The sequence below is a fragment of the Acinetobacter sp. V89_4 genome, assembly GCF_029967875.1.
Taxonomy (GTDB): domain Bacteria; phylum Pseudomonadota; class Gammaproteobacteria; order Pseudomonadales; family Moraxellaceae; genus Acinetobacter; species Acinetobacter oleivorans.
This window is the reverse complement of sequence record NZ_JASCAI010000023.1, coordinates 68476-88944: the sequence shown is the minus strand read 5'-3', so window position 1 is coordinate 88944 and position 20469 is coordinate 68476. Positions and strand designations below refer to the sequence as shown.

The 20469-nt window shown below is 39.6% G+C and carries 20 protein-coding genes, 4 tRNA genes and 1 pseudogene; 2 read left to right on the top strand and 23 right to left on the bottom strand.

What is annotated here, in order from left to right; all coding sequences use genetic code 11:
• The 19 genes and pseudogenes from QLG01_RS10485 to QLG01_RS10395 form a co-directional block, all read right to left on the bottom strand.
• A pseudogene (locus tag QLG01_RS10485) lies at positions 1-67 on the bottom strand (elongation factor Tu); the annotation flags it as partial.
• A 146-nt stretch (positions 68-213) separates the two neighbouring features.
• Positions 214-288: transfer RNA gene (locus tag QLG01_RS10480), tRNA-Thr, on the bottom strand.
• Between the two features lie 13 nt (positions 289-301).
• Positions 302-377, bottom strand: a tRNA-Gly gene (locus tag QLG01_RS10475).
• A gap of 37 nt (positions 378-414) precedes the next feature.
• Positions 415-498: transfer RNA gene (locus tag QLG01_RS10470), tRNA-Tyr, on the bottom strand.
• Positions 499-550: 52 nt separating this feature from the next.
• Positions 551-626: transfer RNA gene (locus QLG01_RS10465), tRNA-Thr, on the bottom strand.
• Positions 627-724: 98 nt separating this feature from the next.
• Positions 725-2218: an anthranilate synthase component I gene (gene trpE / locus QLG01_RS10460; RefSeq protein ID WP_282496407.1), complete on the bottom strand. Its 1494-nt coding sequence runs from the start codon at positions 2216-2218 to the stop codon at positions 725-727.
• Between the two features lie 109 nt (positions 2219-2327).
• Positions 2328-2996 (bottom strand): phosphoglycolate phosphatase, encoded by a 669-nt coding sequence (locus QLG01_RS10455; protein ID WP_282496406.1) that lies wholly within the window; start codon positions 2994-2996, stop codon positions 2328-2330.
• A 65-nt stretch (positions 2997-3061) separates the two neighbouring features.
• Positions 3062-3691 carry an FHA domain-containing protein gene (locus QLG01_RS10450; RefSeq protein WP_199944030.1) on the bottom strand — a complete coding sequence of 210 codons (630 nt, stop codon included), beginning with the start codon at positions 3689-3691 and terminating at the stop codon, positions 3062-3064.
• Between the two features lie 40 nt (positions 3692-3731).
• Entirely contained in the window at positions 3732-5999 is a 2268-nt protein-coding gene (gspD, locus tag QLG01_RS10445) for a type II secretion system secretin GspD (RefSeq protein WP_174743872.1), read from the bottom strand.
• A gap of 41 nt (positions 6000-6040) precedes the next feature.
• Positions 6041-6877, bottom strand: coding sequence for a type II secretion system protein N (locus QLG01_RS10440; RefSeq protein WP_282496405.1), 837 nt, complete (start codon positions 6875-6877; stop codon positions 6041-6043).
• Positions 6877-7620 (bottom strand): type II secretion system protein N, encoded by a 744-nt coding sequence (gspN, locus tag QLG01_RS10435; RefSeq protein WP_005301710.1) that lies wholly within the window; start codon positions 7618-7620, stop codon positions 6877-6879. Before gspN ends, QLG01_RS10440 begins: the two co-directional genes overlap by 1 nt.
• A gap of 332 nt (positions 7621-7952) precedes the next feature.
• Positions 7953-8279, bottom strand: coding sequence for an H-NS histone family protein (locus QLG01_RS10430; protein WP_002053185.1), 327 nt, complete (start codon positions 8277-8279; stop codon positions 7953-7955).
• Between the two features lie 194 nt (positions 8280-8473).
• Positions 8474-8914 (bottom strand): thioesterase family protein, encoded by a 441-nt coding sequence (locus QLG01_RS10425; protein ID WP_198308297.1) that lies wholly within the window; start codon positions 8912-8914, stop codon positions 8474-8476.
• A gap of 7 nt (positions 8915-8921) precedes the next feature.
• Positions 8922-10115 carry a heme biosynthesis protein HemY gene (locus QLG01_RS10420; RefSeq protein WP_192455850.1) on the bottom strand — a complete coding sequence of 398 codons (1194 nt, stop codon included), beginning with the start codon at positions 10113-10115 and terminating at the stop codon, positions 8922-8924.
• Between the two features lie 9 nt (positions 10116-10124).
• A complete protein-coding gene (locus tag QLG01_RS10415) occupies positions 10125-10967 on the bottom strand; it encodes a hypothetical protein (RefSeq protein WP_282496404.1) in 843 nt (280 codons plus the stop codon).
• Positions 10968-10975: 8 nt separating this feature from the next.
• Positions 10976-11743 (bottom strand): uroporphyrinogen-III synthase, encoded by a 768-nt coding sequence (locus QLG01_RS10410; RefSeq protein ID WP_282496403.1) that lies wholly within the window; start codon positions 11741-11743, stop codon positions 10976-10978.
• A gap of 3 nt (positions 11744-11746) precedes the next feature.
• Positions 11747-12664 carry a hydroxymethylbilane synthase gene (hemC, locus tag QLG01_RS10405; RefSeq protein ID WP_282496401.1) on the bottom strand — a complete coding sequence of 306 codons (918 nt, stop codon included), beginning with the start codon at positions 12662-12664 and terminating at the stop codon, positions 11747-11749.
• A gap of 101 nt (positions 12665-12765) precedes the next feature.
• On the bottom strand, positions 12766-13506 hold the full coding sequence (locus tag QLG01_RS10400) for a LytTR family DNA-binding domain-containing protein (protein ID WP_282496400.1): 741 nt from the start codon (positions 13504-13506) through the stop codon (positions 12766-12768).
• 60 nt (positions 13507-13566) lie between these two features.
• Positions 13567-14706: a histidine kinase gene (locus tag QLG01_RS10395; protein ID WP_282496399.1), complete on the bottom strand. Its 1140-nt coding sequence runs from the start codon at positions 14704-14706 to the stop codon at positions 13567-13569.
• Between QLG01_RS10395 and argH the strand changes: the two genes are divergently transcribed.
• Together argH and QLG01_RS10385 are read left to right on the top strand one after the other, a co-directional pair.
• Positions 14697-16130 (top strand): argininosuccinate lyase, encoded by a 1434-nt coding sequence (argH, locus tag QLG01_RS10390; RefSeq protein ID WP_034590825.1) that lies wholly within the window; start codon positions 14697-14699, stop codon positions 16128-16130. The two genes, QLG01_RS10395 and argH, sit on opposite strands and share 10 nt — an antisense overlap.
• Positions 16131-16139: 9 nt before the next feature.
• The gene (locus QLG01_RS10385) at positions 16140-16409 is read left to right on the top strand and encodes an oxidative damage protection protein (protein ID WP_004795121.1); all 270 of its coding nucleotides are present in this window, start codon (positions 16140-16142) and stop codon (positions 16407-16409) included.
• Positions 16410-16719: 310 nt separating this feature from the next.
• Here QLG01_RS10385 and phoU read toward each other — a convergent pair whose 3' ends face one another.
• From phoU to QLG01_RS10360, 4 genes are all read right to left on the bottom strand, one after another.
• Positions 16720-17442, bottom strand: coding sequence for a phosphate signaling complex protein PhoU (gene phoU, locus QLG01_RS10380; RefSeq protein WP_013199117.1), 723 nt, complete (start codon positions 17440-17442; stop codon positions 16720-16722).
• Positions 17443-17547: 105 nt separating this feature from the next.
• Positions 17548-18879 (bottom strand): TolC family outer membrane protein, encoded by a 1332-nt coding sequence (locus QLG01_RS10375; RefSeq protein ID WP_081402087.1) that lies wholly within the window; start codon positions 18877-18879, stop codon positions 17548-17550.
• 96 nt (positions 18880-18975) lie between these two features.
• Complete coding sequence (locus tag QLG01_RS10365) at positions 18976-19881, bottom strand: EamA family transporter (RefSeq protein WP_282496398.1); 906 nt, start codon at positions 19879-19881, stop codon at positions 18976-18978.
• Positions 19874-20455, bottom strand: a complete 582-nt coding sequence (locus QLG01_RS10360; protein ID WP_151767120.1) for a TetR/AcrR family transcriptional regulator — start codon at positions 20453-20455, stop codon at positions 19874-19876. Before QLG01_RS10360 ends, QLG01_RS10365 begins: the two co-directional genes overlap by 8 nt.
• Between the last annotated feature and the right edge of the window lie 14 nt (positions 20456-20469).

The window sequence follows — 20469 nt, the reverse complement described above, 5'->3', positions numbered from 1 at the left end:
GGTCAACGTGACCAATTGTGCCCACGTTTACGTGTGGCTTATTACGTTCAAACTTAGCCTTAGCCATGTTTATAGTCCTCGTTTACGTCGAACACAATTCTGAGCAAGACTCAGCATCGACATATCGCCTAAAAAATCAAACACCCAATACTTGAAAAGCAGACTAATAAGCCTGCTTTTTAAATCTTTGTAGAAAATCTACTAAACTGTATCTGGAGCTCTTATCGAGATTTGAACTCGAGACCTCTCCCTTACCAAGGGAGTGCTCTACCACTGAGCTATAAGAGCGATTATCCTTCGATGGAGCGGGAGACGAGGGTCGAACTCGCGACATGCAGCTTGGAAGGCTGCCGCTCTACCAACTGAGCTACTCCCGCACGATGCTGGTATACTTAGCACTTCAATCGAAGTTAATGGTGGTGAGAGAAGGATTCGAACCTTCGAAACTTTCGTAGCGGAGTTACAGTCCGCCCCCTTTGACCGCTCGGGAATCTCACCATATCACACTTATTTCAGTGTTATCCTACACTTAACAACTTCACACTTTAAATGGTGCCGGCACACGGATTCGAACTGTGGACCTACTGATTACAAGTCAGTTGCTCTACCAACTGAGCTATGCCGGCGCTTCTTAGTGTTTCGTACGTTTCGTATCGGAACGGTGTGCAGTTTAGCAAAACTTCCAAACGATGCAAGCAGTTTTTTTAAAAAAACTGCTAAAAACTCATAAAATCAATCCGTTTGATGATAATTCAACCGCTTTGATCACTGCGCGAGCTTTTATTTGGGTTTCATTCCATTCTGATTCAGGATTTGAGTCAGCAACTAAGCCCGCTCCAGCCTGTACATACACTTTTTTATCACGGATTACACACGTACGGATTGCAATCGACATATCCATTTCACCATGCCATCCTAAATATCCCACTGCCCCACCAAAAACACCTCTTTTTACAGGCTCTACTTCATCAATAATTTCCATTGCACGAATTTTCGGTGCGCCAGATAAAGTACCTGCTGGAAAAGTTGCCTTAAATACGTCTAGTGCATCGATATCATCACGCACTTCACCTTGTACATTTGAAACGATGTGCATGACATGCGAGTAGCGCTCAATGACCATCTGATCAGTCACTTTGACCTTACCAATTTTAGAAACTCGCCCAACATCATTTCGACCAAGGTCAATCAACATCAAATGCTCTGCGATTTCTTTCTCATCAGAAAGTAAGTCTTTTTCTAAAGCAATATCTTCTTCTTTAGTTTTTCCGCGTGGTCTAGTACCAGCCAACGGGCGAACTGTCGCAATACCATTTTCAAGACGAGAGAGAATTTCAGGTGATGACCCTACAATATGGAATGGTTTTTTATCCGTAATTGTTTGACCTTGTACTAAGAACAAATAAGGCGAAGGGTTTAAATGACGTAAAGCACGGTAAACCTGTAAAGCCTCTCCATCAAAGTCGGAAACCATACGTTGACCAGGAACAACCTGCATAACATCGCCCGCGCGGATGTATTCTTTAACCTTTTCTATGGTCTCAAGAAATTTCGCTTTACCTGTAATCGATTCAAAATGTGGGGGTGTATGCGGCTTAGCTTGCAAACTAACTGGTGTAGCCAACAACTGTTCCAATTGATCTAACTTTTGCTGCGCATCTTCATAAGCATTTGGCTGTGCTGTATCGGCATGAACAATTAAAAACAGAGTATCTTTAAGGTTATCAAAGACAATGACCGTTTTTGAGAGCATTAACCATAAATCCGGCAATGTAATTGGATCAGCCGCAGGAACATTTTTTAAACGTGGCTCTATGTAGCGAACTGCATCATAGCCTAAATAACCAACTAGCCCGCCAGTAAAACTTGGTAAGTCTGGTAAAAGCTCAGCTGGTGGAACTGTAAATTGCTTCTGGAATTCACGAATATATTCAAATGGATCTAGACAATCTTCTTGTGTGATCGAACCATCAGCATCCTGTATAGATAAAACGCCAGCATTACATGAAAAAACTGTCGACTCACCCAAACCAATCATGGAGTAACGCGCCCAGTTTTCACCACCCTCAACCGATTCAAATAAATAAGCTTGTTTTTGCTCCTTAAAACGAGCAAAAACAGATAAAGGTGTTTCCGTATCTGCCAAATGCTGACGATAAACTGGAATAGTGTTGTAACCTGATGCTTTAAGTTGTTCGAATTGCGCTAAAGTAGTCATGAATTTTTCTCTAATATGGTTTCGATTTAAAAGTGTGTTTTTCTAGTTTCGATTTAGACACGCCATCGAAAAACCATACGCTTATTCATGCTGATCTCCATTTCACTCATTAGATAATTAACTCAGCCAAACTATCAACCACTTGCTGAGGTTTGCAATCATAGATATTTTCTCCATGATTATAGCCATAGCTAACCACAATACAATCAATTCCCGCACGACGCGCAGCCTCAATATCATTACTTGAATCGCCAATCATTAATGATTGTGACGCAGATATTTGTAGACTTTGCATGCAATGCAACAAAGGTAATGGATGTGGCTTTCTCTCTGGCAAGCTATCGCCTCCAAGTACAACTTGAAAATAAGAAGAAAGTTCTAATGCATCAAGTAACCCTTGAGCAAGTTGCACAGGCTTATTGGTAACACATGCCATATGTATATTCAAAGTTTTACAATGCTTTAAAAACTCAGTTACACCAGGATAAATTTGAGTATTCACACAAAGTTCAGCACCGTATATGTCAACAAACTTCTGCAAGAGGACTTTATGCTGTTCAGCATCTAATTTTTCAAAAATATGAAGCAGAACACTTTCACAGAGTTTAGACACTCCCTTACCTACCCATGCTCGGATCTGGGCTTCTGTTATTAAAGGCCATTTTAATTCTTGTAAACTTAAATTCATTGATCTATATAAATCAGCAGCAGAATCAACTAGTGTTCCATCTAGATCAAATAAAATTAAATCGCGCTTACTTAATTGTGCAACAGACATCTTCTTCTTCTCAAAATTTAAAAGGCATGCGTTTAGCATGCCTTGATTGTAAAAGCAGCAATGGATTATTTAAAGAATAACCATGCCAATAAAGCTAAAATTACTAAAATAATAATAGTGATTAAACCAACTGAGGCATTCTTCTGTTGCTCTTTTTCTTCAGCAACACGAGAAACAGGCTCCTCAAAGGCAACAGGTGATGGTTGTTTTACATTGACATCCACACCCTCTGGAATAGGTGCAGGCTTTGGTATAGAGATATTCTGTGGCATACCATCACGACGAACTTCTGTTTCTGCAGCACGCTCTGCAAGACTTGGCATTCCTTGATCACTTAGGTCTTGTGTTAGTGCAGCAGTTTGCACGGGTTCTGCTTCGATTTCAGGTAAATCTAATATTTCTTTCGCAGGCGCTAATACAGAAAATTTAAAGCTAGCAAATTGAACAATATCACCATCATGCAGCTGTTTTTCTTGTTCAATACGAATATCGTTTACGAATGTACCATTTGATGAATTAAGGTCTTGCACCCATAGCAATTGATCTTTTAAAAGCAATGCAGCGTGGCGACGTGAAATTTCAGCGGCTTGCAACAATACATCAGCATCTTGATGGCGCCCGACTAACATATCACGATCAACACTAATTTCTTGGCCAGTAATTTCGCCAGTAATTGCTTGTAATTTCCAAGTCATGCGTATGTCCTATTCATTTTTTATCAATCATAACATGCTACTACGGTGCTGTGCTTGGACGCAGTGTCGTTGTTGTTACGGTATTTTTAGTACGATTAACTTCAGGTTCAGGCAACTGTAATGTTTGTCTTTGAACCGATGGCTGTACAGCTACAGGTGTTGTTACTGTCGAGCTTTTGCCACCTGAAGGAACCTGCTGATAATTTTTTGGCTGAGAGGCAATACTTGGCGGTGTCATCTTTTGATTATAGACATCATCAACCTGTTCAGGCAATTTGGCAAAGTTGCCATTTTTATCCATCGCCAATTGTAAGCTGTAAAGCTGATTGTAGCGCTGCTGAGACAAACGGCGCACATCATTTGCATCACCCACAATTGTTGGATGAATAAAGACGAGAAGATTACGTTTTACATTGCTTCGAGTATCCGAGCGGAATAATCGACCTACATATGGAATACTGCTTAACCCAGGAATACCTTGACGGTTAAATTCAACATCGTCAGAAACTAAACCACCCAAAACTACTGTCTGCCCATGCTCAGCCAATACAGCTGTTTTAATCGCACGTTTATTGGTAATTAAATCGGCCGCTTGACCTTTACTCGCCTGAACATTCGAAACTTCTTGTTCAATTTCAAGTCGAACTGTGCCATTTTCACCTATGTGAGGTATAACCTTTAATGTCACGCCTACGTCTTTACGCTCAACAGTTGTGTATGGATTGATGCCTGTACTGTTTGTAGTGACCGATCCTGTTACAAATGGAACATTCTGACCGACAACAATATAAGCTTCTTCATTATCCATCGTCACAATAGAAGGCGTAGACAACAAATTAGAAGCTGTATTCTCTTTTAGAGCTTGAATTAAAGCTCCATAAAGTTGGCGAGAACCATCTGCACCCTCTTTATACTTTCCTAATGCAATTGAACTACCTGCTCCAATTGCACTTCCCAAACCAGAAGCACCGCCCGTTAAATAACCAGCTGCCAGTGAAGCTAGACTTGAACCAGCGTTCGTAAAATTAATTAAACCAATACCACTATTGATATCACCAAGTGCCCATTGCACCCCTAATTGATCGGCATCTTTACCCGAAACCTCAATAATGGCAGCTTCAATAAGAACTTGCTGACGGCGAACATCTAGCTGCTGAATCGCAGATTCAATTTCACGCATTAATTGTGGGTCAGCCTTAACCACTAACGAGTTTTGGGCATTATCCGCAATAATACTCACACCATTTTGGCTAAAGCTAGAGATATTGTTTTGATTACTACTGTTTGAATTACCATTTAGGTTAATAGATGGCGTAGAAATTGAGCTACCATTTGAACCAGAGGTGTTTGAACTGGAATTTTGGTTATTACCCATCAAATTATTGATTGGATTCGATGAATTAGAAGAATTATTGCTATTTGACGAAGAAACAGCTTGTCCTGTTACGAGGCCTTGTAGAATCTCAGATAAGTTTTTTGCACTTGCATATTTTAATCGAAAAACTTTTAAGCCGCCCAAGCGGTCTGCTGAAGGCACATCCAGCATTTCGATCATGTGGCGAATACGTTTACGCGTTTCAGGATCGCCCTTTACTAAAATACGATTTGTTCGGTTGTCTGCAATAATACGGATACGGGCCCCGTTAAAATCCTTAGATGCTCCCGTAGCGCTCATTGCCTCAAGTTGAGTAATGATTTCTTCTGCCTGACTTGATTGCAAGTTAATAGCTTCAATATCATTTTGCCCTGTACCGTCGAGGTTACGAATGATATTTTCAAGTTGATAGATATTTGCAGCTCGGTCCGAAACAATTAGCGCATTAGTGCCTGCTATCGCAGCCATATGTGCAAATTGCGGCATTAAAGGGCGAAGTGCTGGAATTAAATCATTTGGATTTGTGTTTTCAAGCCAAATGACTCGAGTGACGATTTGATCACCACGCAGTCTATTTCTAGAATCGTAAGGGATTCCCGAGTTCTTAACATTACTATCTGGCACAAGTTTGATGGTGTTCCCTGAAGGAATTGCCACCACCCCATTTACATTCAAGACCCCAAGAAATAGGTCATAAACTTCATCTTTATTAAGGGGTTTATTCGATATTACTGTGACATTGCCACGCACTCGCGGATCTACTGCAAAGTTTTTCCCCGTAATGTCTGCAACTTCATTAATAAATGCAGTTAAGTCAGCATCACGTAAATTGATCTTCCATGTCTGGGCATAGACGCTGCTGCTCACTGTCGCAATCAATGGGGCTGCTGCAAGTAATGCCCAAAGTGGACGTTGATGATTCAATAAAGCCATAACTTGCGATAATTCCTAACTCTTATGGTGACGTGTTATCACTAAAAATTTTGTTGTATGGTCATCACTTGATCACCACGTTTTATTTCTAATTTCACTTGCCCAGCTCGACGAGCCTGTTCAAGTAACTGCACATCCGTTTGCCCTTGCCCAACCGTTTGACCGTTTAAGGAAACAATCCGGTCACCCGGCCTTAAACCTAACTTATTTCTAAGCGCAGTGGGTGTACGTTCTGTAACTTCAAAACCTTCGCTTGAGTTCCCGCTTACACCCATATCACGTAGATATTGTTCACGGTTCCCCTGCATTTGCTGAATAGCCTGCCCTAACGCCTCTTGAGTCGTATTAACAGGTGCCGATGACTGAGGCGCAGTCGCAGTTGCTTGTGAGGCATCTGGCGTCATAGGTTGATATAAACCGTTTGGCAAACCTTTAAACTGAAGCTCACGCGTACTTCCATTACCTTGACGCAATATCACGTGATCCCAATAAACTTCTGCCAACTGATAAGAGGTAGAACCTATTGTTTCTCCCACCCGATACCGGTCAGCAGTATTATCAAGCTTAATAACAGCCGAAGAAAAACGGTTCGGATAACCCAACATCACGCCTTGTAATTCTAGGTTGACATTTTCCTGAGCTGCATTGGCTGAAGGTTCATTAAAAAGCGAAAAAGTACTAATGTTAGGAATTTGTGATTGCTGTGATCCTAACTCTACCCGATCAAACTGCATCATTTGAGGAGGTGCAATCACCCACCAAAATAATGAAGCCAATTTCCAGCACAGCCATAGAATTAAAACGGCAAATACAACCACACTTAACCGATCTAATTTTTGCCATTGTAGGTGCTGTAATTTCTCAATCCACACTTTCATTAGTTACCCCCTTGTATTAAGGGCTGACGAGAACTAATGACAAATGTATCTAAACCAGCTTTTCCATCATAAGATGGAATATTCAGTAATAATCTTTGCGTAAGCTGCACATCAAGCATCATGTTGGCATCTAATAAAAGATTCGCCATTTTCTGACTGCGTTGATCACGTATATCAACTTGTAATTGACCGTTTTGATCCGTTAGTTGCCCATTTAAAGAAGGCATATTCATCCGGTCTTGACGATCACCAATATTATAAATTAAAGCACCGCCACCCCAATGCAATTGACCATCAACTGCGGCGAAACCCTGCTCTTTTTTATAATTAAAATTAATATCTTTTAACTGGATACTATTCACAGGCCATTGCCAGTTCACAATTTGTTTTAATGTTTCAGGCGCAACCTGACCATTCATAGCTTTTACAATTACTTTTTTACCCACGCCATAGCCCATTACCCCAGATAATTGGGTATTTCCACTATGGATATCTACATCAGCAGCGAACCGTAATAAAAACAGGTCAAGAGGTCTAGTTTTCCAATGAATCGAGCCTCTCAAAGTACCACGCCGCCAATCTGCTTGGCCTTGCCAGATATTTCCACTTACATTGTGTAGAGTTTGATTATTCTTTGAAAATTTAGAAATTAGCCACGTCGCCGGGATCTGTAAAATAATAAAAATTAAAAATGCAATGAGTGCAAATAACCACCACTTCCATTGCTTAGACTTTTTCTTCATTCAGCCTTACCAACATGCAAATTATCGTCCTTATTTTGAGAGTAGCTCTCTAGTCTGACATTATGCATACTTTTTCAACATCGCCAATTCACTTCATATAAAAAAACCAAGCAATCGGGCTTGGCTTCGGTATTAAGACTATAAGTTGAACGTATGACAAAATCATGAAAACCGAGTGCTAAAAGAACTAAATGCAAATTTGATCTCAACAATCTATTTAAAGATGAATTTAAACACCCAATTTCTTAAATAATTTTTAAAACACACTTTAGATATTTTTATGCATAAAAAAACCAGGCAAATCTGCCTGGTTTTTTAAATCGGCAATACGATTAGATTAAGAAATCTTCAAGTTTTGCGCCTTTTTCAATTTCAGCAACTAACCAACGTGGTTGTTTACCACGGCCAGTCCAAGTCTCTTCAGAATTGTTTTTGTTGCGGTAACGTGGCTCAACAGATTTACGTGTTGTTTTCTTACGTTTTTGAGCACCAAACTCAAGAAGTTGTTCAACACTAAAACCTACATTTTCAGCGATCTCGATAATTTGATTATAAGCATCTTCGATTGCTTGATCTTTTTTACTTGCAATTAAAGCTTCCGCTTCTTCTTGTAAGCGTTTTAACTCTTCAACAGATAATTCACTGATATCCGGTTTCATTAATAAATACTCCAGTCTTACAGACAATTCAAAATAATACAGACAAAATTTAAAAACATAAAATCAAGACCAATATTATTTATAATCTATTCAATAAGCAATAGTTTGAAAGCCATGTTCATCAGAATAACTAAAAAAATTACCTTTTAATTACATTATCAATTATAAATGAAATATATTTTATTAATATTTATTTAAGATAAATGTATTAAGTCATGCCCAACAGATTTTTCTAGCTCAATAATTTTTTGTTTTATTTCCTGAGGTATTTCACATTTTCGTTCTGTTAATTTATCTACGCAGACCATAACTGCTTCGCCAGTAGCCACGATTTGTTGCTGTGTTTCGCTCCATAATATATAAGCCATACGGAATGCACTATTACGGAGCTCTTCCACGCGAACACCGACTTTCAATATATCTGGATAAAAAACTGGCTTTAAATATTTACACTGACTTGAGGCTACAACGGTATATAATTGTGGCGTTAATATATTTATAGCTTCCATATATAAAATACGCGAGCTTTCAATATATCGATAATATTGTACATTATTGACATGACCGAAAGCATCCATATCTCCCCATGCGACTTTCTGTTCATATATTATCGGGTAGACAGACAGTTCTTTCATTTTTGCCTCATATTTTAAATTTTAAAAAATTCGCATCATTTTCAAAGATTAGGTTTAACTGTTTGATTAATACTTCATCTTCATTAAGCGTAGACTTAATACGTAAATAGCTCATTAAAATATTATCCGGATATAATGATAATAATGTTTCAGCCTCTGCTTGACGTCCAGTTGCCATATAGACATGCCATTTTGCAAAGGTTAAAACAGGCAAATTCATATATTGATTTTCAAACTCGATAATTTTTTCTTCGACATCTGCATAGTCTGGAACCTGTTTAAGCAGCTGTTGCTGAAACCACAGATAAAACACTTCTGGATCGAACTGTTCTTTTAATAAGTGTAGTGTTAAGGCTGCGTGCTGCATGCTCATATCAGGCATACGCGCCAATAGTTTGAGCCATAACAACTTACTGCTATAAGGTCGAGTTTGAATTTCAGACTCTAAATCTAGATAACGTTGTTGCAAAGCATGCAGATCATCAACAGAAGCTTCATCAAACTGCTGAAGAAGTTGCTGCAACCATAAATCTCGGTGCTCAGCATCTAGCAAACCATACTTCATTGACCGTAAATACACCCATGGGTGTTGCAGCGCCAATTGCCCCCATAACGCTGTTAATCGTTGCTGATAAGCAGTTTCTATTTCCTCAAGCCAAGGCGACAACTGATGCTGGTATAAAAACTCAAGATGAGTTAATGCACGTTCAGCCTCGTTTTGGGCTAAAAAGATTTCGATTCGCTCTAACTCTGCCAATTCAAATGCCATAGGCGGTGATTGATCTAAAGCAGCCAATGCTTTTGGATAGTCTCCACTTAAAACCAGAAATTTGGCATCAATAATATTTTTTAAAAGTGCTGACTGAGTAAAAACACGTTCAATAAATACACGTTGATCTTCGGCGGCCTCTAATAACCAGACAATACCTAATTGTTCATAAGGATGAAGGTTTTTAAACTGGAAGATGTTTTCACTTTTCCTCTGCTCGCGAGAGGAATAACGTTTAACCCAAAGCCATATAAGTTGAGCAATAAAGCTCATTACCACAAAAGCAAGGGTTAATCCCCAGACATTTGTTTGCAACTGCAATTGTCGCCAGTAGATGTAGACATACCCCATTCCATAGCCATAACTCAATAAAGCTAAAGCGGCAAAGAGTATTAAACTAATTACGAAATAAACCGACAGGAGGTGTTTCATATCTCCTCCTTATGAGCCAATTAGACCAAGTGTAGATAATTTAGGAACAGGCACTATCGATAAATGTGCCACTTTAGCAATACGTTTTTTTAACTGTTGACTCGTTGCATCAGGCATTTCATCTAGCTTTTGCATCACAGATTGCAACTCGTTTTGGTACTCTGTCATTTTGCCTTGATTGAGTGCCTGTTCAGCAATTAATAGTCTTAATTGTACTTCTTTGAGTACCACACTTCGATTCATTAAATTAATAGACGGCGTTTCTACTTTTTCTATGCGGAACCATTTTTTCCACCAAGACACAGACTCGGATTGATCCATCTCAAGCTTAGGCTGAGCTAAAGCTTGCTGAATATTTTTATCAATCGTCTGTAATAAATCGTCGATCAATTGATGGCGCTGATTTTGAGCCAAAGTGAATTGTTGAACTGCTTGCTTATCCTGCTCAAGCGATTGGCTCAAACTATGTTGCAATGCTGGAGCAATTTCATAGTGCACGAGAGATAGCTGCAACTGATTTAATTGATCAACTGCATAAATCAATTGCTGCTGATCAATTGCAAATTGAATTAAATCTAACTTTTGTTTAATTAAAACTGTAGGAGCAATACCTGCTGGTGGAGCATCCGGATGCCCTACTGAACTTAGTTTATCGCCTGTATTTACAGGTTGATTCTGTAGTTGTCGCTGTAAAGCAACCAATTGATCATTTAGATTGGCATAGTGCTGTTCTGATTGAAGCAGACTTTGCTTAAGCTCGGGAACAGTACGAGAAATTTGCCACATATCGTAACTGAGCTTAGCCAACCAAGCCATGCCCAGTAAAATGATGATAGAAACAAGTTTTCTCATACGAATCCTTATAATGCCTGAATGTGATGAATCATCCCCGAAGGCGATAAATTTTCAAGTTGAATAATGTGAAAATGAGCCTGTTGTTGATCACGATATTCTTTAACAATTTGAAAAAGACGTGGTCCTAAAACCAAATATACACAATCAGGTTGTACATTATTTTTTGAACAAAGCTCTAACCAATATTTCCAGCTGGCCTCACTGGTAATTAAGACAAGCCATTTTTCTAAATTATAATTTGAATTCTGTGTCAGATGTTTGAATGTAGAATATGAGGTTTCTGGGCATTGCCGATGATATAAAACGAAATTTAAAATCTGAATGCCTTGCTGCTGCAAAGTTTCCATCATAAATTGACGTCCACCCTCTCCTCGCCAGAAAGCGACACTATCGGCCTGCTTCAGATTATGAAGAATCGGCAGATTTAACATTCCCTCAGAAGTTTCCACATCTGGAATATGTGCGTCAACGCCATATTCATGAAGGCGATTAGCAGTAGCCTGCCCGACCGCAATCCACTGAATATGTTTTAAGTCATCTAGCTTTAAACCACTTTGTATTAAGTACTGCATACCCATATCAACAGCAGTTGGGCTGACCACAACAATAGCTTGTGCTTTAACTAATTGTTGGTAAAGCTGAAGTAAGTGTTCGGAAAAGGGGTTAGCAACGAGTTCTAAAAGAGGTAAAGACTCAACCTGATAACTTTCATTTTGCAAAGCATCTGTTAATTCAGCTGCACGAGAATCAGGTCGAGTATTAATAAACAACATGGTTTAGTAAAGAGCCTTTAATAGCTCACCCGCACCTTGATCAAGTAAGTTTCGAGCAAGGTTTTCACCCAGTTGATGAGCATTGCTAGCGTCATCTGTCAGTTCAGCACGTAATAATGTTTTCCCATCAGGACTTCCGACACGACCTTCAATATGGATTTGTCCATTTTGTAGGGTTGCATAACCTGCAATTGGAACCTGACAACCACCTTCAAGATAGGCATTAAAAGCACGCTCAGCACGTACACAAACATCGGTTTCTTCGTGTAATAGCGGTTGAATTAAAGCTAATACATCTTGGTCAGCCGCACGACATTCCAAGCCCAACGCACCTTGGCCCACCGCAGGCAAACTAATATCTGGTGTTAAACAATGACGAATGCGTTCTGACAATCCTAAACGCTTCAAACCAGCACTAGCTAAAATAATAGCGTCATATTGACCATCATCTAGTTTCGCTAAACGTGTGCCAACATTTCCACGTAAGTCAATAATTTGCAAATCAGGACGTTGTTTTAAAATTTGAGATTTACGGCGTAAACTTGAGGTGCCCACTTTTGCACCTTGAGGTAAGTCGGCAAATTTTTCAAAAGTATTTGAAACAAAAGCATCTAATGGGTCTTCACGTTCGCAGATGACTGCCAAAGTTAGACCTTCTGGTAGTGCCATTGGCACATCTTTCATTGAATGTACAGCGAGGTCCGCACGCCCATCTAAAAGTGCTGCTTCTAACTCTTTAACAAACAGCCCTTTCCCACCAATTTTTGCTAAAGGCGTATCTAAGATTTTATCGCCCTGCGTGACAAATTTAACCAACTCCACCGTTAAATCTGGGTGAAGCTCCTGTAATCGGGCACGAATATATTCTGCCTGCCAAAGAGCAAGTGGGCTTTGTCGTGTAGCAATTTTCAAGGTTTTCATAAATTCAAGCATGGGCTGGTCAAACGATACACCCTAAACTTAACTTGATCCCTTAAAATTGCAAGTAAAATCTCGCACGCCCAAGATAACTCTTTTTAACTTTAGAGCTGATGGATCCGCTCTCTAAGCATAGATAAATGTCGACGACTCACAGAAAGTCGCTCATCTAGTCCACGTAAACGAACCTGATATTGCCCAGAGCTAACGAGCTCCAGTCCATCTAAATATGCAATTGCAACCAATGCATTTCGATGAATACGAATGAATTGATCTGCAAATTCGGTTTCAAGCTCTTTTAAAGTTTCATCAATTAATACACTGCCATTTTGATGACGCACCGTGACATATTTCTGATCGGCTAAAAAATAATAAATATTTTCAACTGGAATTAGCTCAACCCCACGATAGGTTTTTGCAGCAATTTGATGTCGTTGTGTTTTTAGATCATGTAAAAAATCATGTTGTGGTAAAGCATTGAGCTGTGCTTGAGTAAGCTGAGTCAATTGACTAAAAACTTGTTCAAGTTCTTGAGAATCAATGGGTTTAAGAAGATAAGCTTGAGCTTGAGACTTAAATGCTTCCAATGCATGTTGGTCATAGGCCGTACAAAATACAATCGCAGGTCGAGGATTTAGCTGACTTATCTGTTCCGCACAGACAAGACCATTCATACCTGGCATTTGAATATCAAGTAAAATTACATCCGGTTGATGAAGCCGCGCCTGTTCCAAGGCTTCTTGTCCATGATGAGCCGTTGATACAACTTCATGTCCCATCTTTGAAACTAAACGTGATAATCGCTCCACTGCAAGTGGTTCGTCATCACAAATCAGCACCTTCATTCATCCTCCTTGTCACCGTTAACTTGATCCATTTTTTTATGGTTAACTCTGACTAACTTATTATTTTGTTTGATATTGATAGCTCATAATGGTGGTATATAAGGTTTCACCTTTATAAACCTGAAATCTTACGGAACTCCCATAATATGCTTTCAGGCGCTGCTTAACATTTTCAAGCGCGATTCCATGCCCTTTCCTTGAATTTATTGTATCGTCTGTATATGGGTTGGTAATGACTATACTGACCTGATTTTGCAATATTTCAACCAATACCCCTATGGTTGCCTTACCCATCATTGGTTCTACCCCATGAAAAATACTATTCTCTAACAAAGGTTGTAATGTCAATAAAGGAATGGTGATCTGTTTGAGTTGCACAGGTGAAAGCTCGATTTTCCAATCTACTTTTAAACGCTCCCCCAAACGCACCTGTTCAATCATTAAATATTGTTTACTTAGCTCGATTTCTTCATGCAGACTCACCAATTTCAATTCTTGGAAGCTGGCACGAAATAAACGTGACAGGCTAATGAGCATGCTTTCTGCTTTATCAGGATCTATCGCAATTAAACTGACTACATTATTTAGACTATTAAATAAAAAATGTGGATGAATTCGCGCTTGCATGGCTTGAATACGGGCATTTAATTCTGCATATTGCTGATGTAACCACTGTTCTCTGACATATAAATAACGTAGGCAGAAAGCCCCGAGTAATATTCCATAGCTTAGATATAAAGGCACATTGGTAAAATAAATGCTCCAGCCCTGCGTTAATGACGCATGTTTATTTAAAAGACCAAACTGAAAAAAATTACTCATTAAAGTGGTTAAAACAACAATACCTTGCAACATGATAAAGCCAATAACCAAGGCAAACTCTTGACGTAAAGTGCTAAAAAAAACTTGAAAACGCTCAACCAATGCAAAAAACGACAATATTACCCAATTAATAAAAACGATGTATTGAAAAAGCCTTCCCCCGCTCAAGGCTTGCCAAGACTGTGCTTCAGCCAATGCTAAGACCAGTGCCAAAACATTACTTGCGATAATTAATTCGAATAAGTGTTGCCAACGCCCGTTTTTCGTAAAAAAATAGGAGGAATTTTGATTTCGGTATGCTGTAGGAAACAACTTTGTTTGTTGAGCTTCGGCAAGTGATATACTCTTTTTTATTTTACTGAGCCACCATGACCACATCTTCAAATCCCCCTAATTCAGTAACCCCAGACCAAACCTCAGGTATGTGGGGTGGTCGTTTTTCTGAAGCGACGGACGCTTTTGTAGCCGAATTTACCGCCTCTGTTCAGTTTGACCAACGTTTTTATAAACAAGACATCGCTGGTTCGATTGCGCATGCTACCATGCTTGCGAAAGTTGGCGTACTCACAGAAGCAGAACGCGATGACATTATTGAAGGTTTAAGCACCATTCGCTCAGAAATTGAGGCTGGAAACTTTGAGTGGCGCATCGATCTTGAAGATGTTCACATGAACATTGAATCACGTTTGACTCAACGTATTGGCATTACAGGTAAAAAATTACACACAGGCCGTAGCCGTAACGATCAGGTTGCAACTGATATTCGTCTTTACCTGCGCGACGAAATTGATGATATTTTAAAATTATTAGAACGTTTACAAAAAGGCTTGTTAGGCTTGGCTGCCAAAAATGTAAATACAATTATGCCGGGCTTTACACACCTACAAACTGCTCAGCCTGTGACTTTTGGTCATCACTTGTTAGCATGGTTTGAAATGTTGATTCGTGACACTGAACGTCTTCAAGATTGTCGTAAGCGCGTTAACCGCATGCCACTTGGTTCAGCTGCTCTTGCTGGTACAACTTATCCGATTGACCGTGCCTATACAGCAGAACTTTTAGGTTTTGAAGCCGTATCTGAAAACTCTCTTGATGCTGTATCTGACCGTGACTTTGCCATTGAATTTAATGCTGCTGCTGCACTGATCATGATGCATTTATCACGCATGTCAGAAGAACTGATTCTTTGGACTTCTGCACAGTTCAAATTTGTGAATATTCCTGACCGCTTCTGTACTGGTTCTTCAATCATGCCGCAGAAGAAAAATCCGGATGTTCCTGAGCTTATTCGTGGTAAATCAGGCCGTGTATTTGGTGACTTAATTAGCTTACTTACGCTCATGAAAGGTCAACCATTGGCGTACAACAAAGATAACCAAGAAGATAAAGAACCGTTATTTGATGCAATCGATACGGTTCGTGGTTCACTCATGGCTTTCGCAGATATGATTCCTGCATTAGTTCCAAATATTGAAATTATGCGTGAAGCTGCACTTCGTGGCTTCTCGACTGCAACCGATCTTGCAGACTACCTAGTGAAAAAAGGCGTTGCTTTCCGTGATGCGCATGAAATTGTAGGTAAAGCTGTTGCATTAGGTGTTGCTGAAGAAAAAGATTTATCTGAGTTAACACTTGAGCAATTACAACAATTCTCTGACTTAATTACAGCAGATGTATTTGATAAAGCCTTAACACTAGAAGCTTCTGTAAATGCACGTGATCATATTGGCGGAACTTCACCAAAACAGGTTGAAGCTGCGATTGCTCGTGCCCATACACGTTTAGAACAGTTATACGCTTAAGGATAAACCATGAGTCGACAAGTTTTTTGCCGCAAATATCAAAAGGAAATGGAAGGTCTAGATTTCGCTCCTTTCCCAGGTGCTAAAGGCCAAGATTTTTTTGAAAATGTTTCTAAGCAAGCATGGCAAGAATGGTTAAAACACCAAACTACGCTGATTAATGAAAAACGCTTAAACGTGTTTGAACCAGATGCGAAGAAGTTCCTTGAAGAACAACGCGAGAAGTTCTTTAACAATGATGAAAGCGTAGAAAAAGCTGAAGGCTGGAAACCAGAATAATCGGTTTGTTTTAGCTTCTTCATCATTAAAAAGGCGGGTCCTATACACATAGACCCGCCTTTTTTTACGTGAAACTTACACAAGCATAAAAAGCCTTACATAGAGCGAACAGGACTCTACATGACATCAAAAAGCAAAGAACTTAATATCAATTCATAGCAAGAAGAACACGATCCCTGTCGTGTTTATGCACTTGATTTTCTGTCCTGAACTTCCCCCCAAAGTTCGGGACATTTTTTTATCTATTATTTTTAAACAAATAAAAAAAAGCCTTGTTTCAAACAAGGCTTTTAAATATTTCAGCTCAAAATTACTTTTCGTGGACTTTAGCTTCAATTTCTTCAATTTTGGTATGACGAGCATCAAAGCCTTTTGCCATATAAATGACTTGCTCAGCAATGTTACGTGCATGATCACCAATACGCTCTAAAGAACGTAGAACCCACATGACATTAATAACACGGGCAATGTGGCGTGGATCTTCAATCATATAGGTCATTAATGTGCGGGTTGCTGACTGATATTCACGATCAATGTCAGCATCGGCTAAAAGTACACGTAAAGCTTGATCTGCATCTAAACGTGCAAAAGCATCAAGTGCATCATGAATCATGACACGAACCTGATTACCAATATGACGTGTTTCCATGTAGCCACGAGGCGAACCACCCTCTTCACAAAGGTTCTGTGCAATACGGGCAATTTTTGCAGCTTCGTCACCAATACGCTCAAGGTCAGTATTGGCTTTGCTCATGGCAATAACCATACGCAAGTCAATCGCTGCTGGATGACGACGCGCCAAAATTAGCGTCAAGCCTTCATCAATATCACGTTCATATTGATTGACTGCATTATCTTTAAATTGAACATCAATCGCTAAATTTGCGTCTGTATCAAGCAAAGAATGAATTGCATTTGCGACCTGTTGTTCGACCAAGCCACCCATGGTCATAAACTTTGTGTTTACATCTTGCAAATCTTCATTAAATTGAGAAGAAATATGATGGGTTAACACCGGATTACTTGGACTCAAGGGAAGCCTCCAACATGATGGCGCAGGAATAAAATGATTGAGCATTAAAACACAGCAATCATTAAGTTTTTATGACAAAATTAAATTTCAGATAAAAGCCTTTTATTACTGATAAGTTAACCAGCTATTAAGCTCAACCAGATCTTTTTCACCGAGCTGGCCTACCGCAGCTTTTAAACGAAGCACATTCAATAAATAGTCATATTGAGCATTAAGATAATCCTGTTTTGCAGAAAAAGCATTACGCTGGGCCAATAAAACATCAACCATACTTTTTAAGCCTTCGTTATAACTCGCTTTCGAAGCTTGCGAAACTAAAGAAGATGAATCCATTGCAGCTTTTCTTGCTTCGAGTTTGGCTTGGTCCGTATCAACCTGCATAAATGCACTTTTCACGTCGACATTGGCACGGCGGATGGCTGCATCAAGTTGAGCCTGAGCTTTACTGGCTTCTACAGTCGCTTTTTTAATTGATGTTCGAGTGCGCCCGCCATTAAATAAATTCCAGTTCATTTCTACCCCAACCTGATCAAATTTTCCGTCAGTCGAAATAAGAGTCTCTGGGGTCTGTTTGGTATAACCATAGCTCGCCACAGCATCTATTTGAGGATAAAGCGCGGCTTTTTCCACACGGCGCTGATCTTCACTATATTGTTGCTGTAAACGGGCTTGCTGAATCTTTAGATTTTTTTGCTGGGCCAAAGAAATCCAATCATTAAGTTCTGCTGGATAAGGCTTTTGAAAACTAAAGTCACTTCGTAATACAGCAAGCTTATCTTGATAAGAACCAATATATTCAGACAGCTGTTCTTGGGCTAAAAGTAATTGAACATTGGTTGAAATACGATTGGCTCTGGCATTTTGATATTGAGCATTTGCTTCACTCACATCACTACGCGCCACCAAACCTTCTTTGAGTTTGGCATTCATCATATTCAGCTGCTCAAGCAAAGCTTTTTCTTCTTGTAGGTATGCAACACTCAGTGCCTGCTGACGCAGTACATTAAAATAGGCTTCTGCTACATTTAAAACATGATCTTGTTTTTGCAGTCTTAAGGTAATTTCACTTAAGGCAACCGAAGTTTTAACTTGTTTATAACCTTCCCAAGCATCCATTCGAAACAATGGCTGACGTGCTGTTAAGGTCGCTTGCCGAGTCGTTGAGGTATTACTCACCAAAGCATCAGAAAGACCTTCTTGATCAACACCCGGAAAGTTTGAACGCTTTACAGTTTGTCGATTACGCGTAATGTTTCCAGACAGTGTAACGGTGGGTAATAACGCTCCCGTTGCCAAACCTAAATTAAGTTGATCTGCTTCAAATTGTTGTTGATTGGCTTGCCATGTCGGATCATTTTGTTTTGCGCGCTCATAAGTCTCAACCAAATCTAGAGCAAAACTCGAAGATGCAAAACTCCAAAGGCCAACAGCGACCATTAATTTTATTTTCATTGTTCAAATCAACGATAAAACTTGCCTTTAAGACTAAGAAAAATTCGAATCAAACTCAAGCCATTAAAAGTTTTAGTTTTTTTAAGCGTTCTCAGTTTTTGACAATATTAAAATACAAATAAAAATCAAAAGCATGCCTATCCAACCCAACCATGAAACATGCTCACCCACCAACACAATGGCAAAAATCGCAGCAACTAAAGGTTCAAATAAAGTTAAGGTGGTCGCTTTGCTGGCATTTACTGTTTTTAGTCCAAAACCGAAAAGTAAATAACCCAAAAACATAGGAATTAGCATCATATAACCAGCCACAAGTAAATTGGTTGAGCTTTGTAATAACCCACCACCTGTAACCAACAAAGTAGGAAGCAAAATAACTGCCCCACCACCCATAATCATGCCCATTGCAGCTTTAGAGGCAACACCTCGATCTATTAATCTTTTTGCAGCCCATGAATAAAGCGAATAAGTTGTAGCAGCGACAAGCCCAAGAAAAATACCGAAGTATTTGTTCCATTGATTTGTACCATCTAGAACCGCATGACTTTCACCCATCAACAACATTGTTACGCCAAGCACACCGCAAATAAAACTTAGAAACCAGATAGCTGACAAAGCTTTGCGATCAAAAAAACGCTCTAAAATTGCTGCGATCAGTGGAGCAGAACCAATTGAAACCACAGTGCCAATCGTAATGCCTGCATAATGCATTGAGGAATAAAAAGCCAAAGGATAAATACCAACCGCTGCTACACCTAAAAGCAGTATTAAAAGATTTTCTCTTATAAATTGTCGGTTTTCACGTATCGCTCTTGATGCGACCAAAGCTTGTAAAAGACCTCCACCGCCCATCGCTACGGCACCAATAGCGAGTGGGCCAAGTGTCGGTGCAAATGCGGCCGCAGTACCGGTTGTTCCCCACAAAACAGAGGCAACTAAAATCGCAATTGTGCCCCCATAGCTACTATTTTTAATGAGGCTAATCATGTGGGCATTCTCTATTTAAAATGTCTTCTGCCATTTGTTTTGCTAATAGAAGTTGACGACTATTTCCTTCTAAGCCTGCTCGTGCCATAGAGCCTTCTAAAAGAAAAGAAAGCTGCGTAGCCACATAGCTAATCCGCTGTGAGTCTGATATCAATTTTTTTAAATGCTCAGCAACAATAGCCTCGACTTCTTCTTTATGCTGTCTTACCGAACTTCTCCCTGCACTATTCGCCGGAAACTCAGCCGCAGCATTCAATAACCCACAACCTCGAAAGCCTTTTTCATAGGCAAATTCTGCATGGTCTTGATAGGCATCAAATACGGCCAAGATGGCTTCTTTAGCTGTTTTTATTTTTTCTAAACGCTTTTGGTAGAGATCAAGCCACTCTTGATGTCGTGCAGCAATGTAGGCATCGACAAGCTCACCTTTTGAAGAAAAATTATTATAAAGCGACATCTTAGCAACATCTGCTTTAGCCGTAACCGAGTTAATTCCAGTTGCAGTAATGCCATCGTTATAAAACAAAGTTGAAGCGGCATCGAGAATTTTCTGTCTTGCTGTTTTATCATTCATAGCTTTAACTTAAG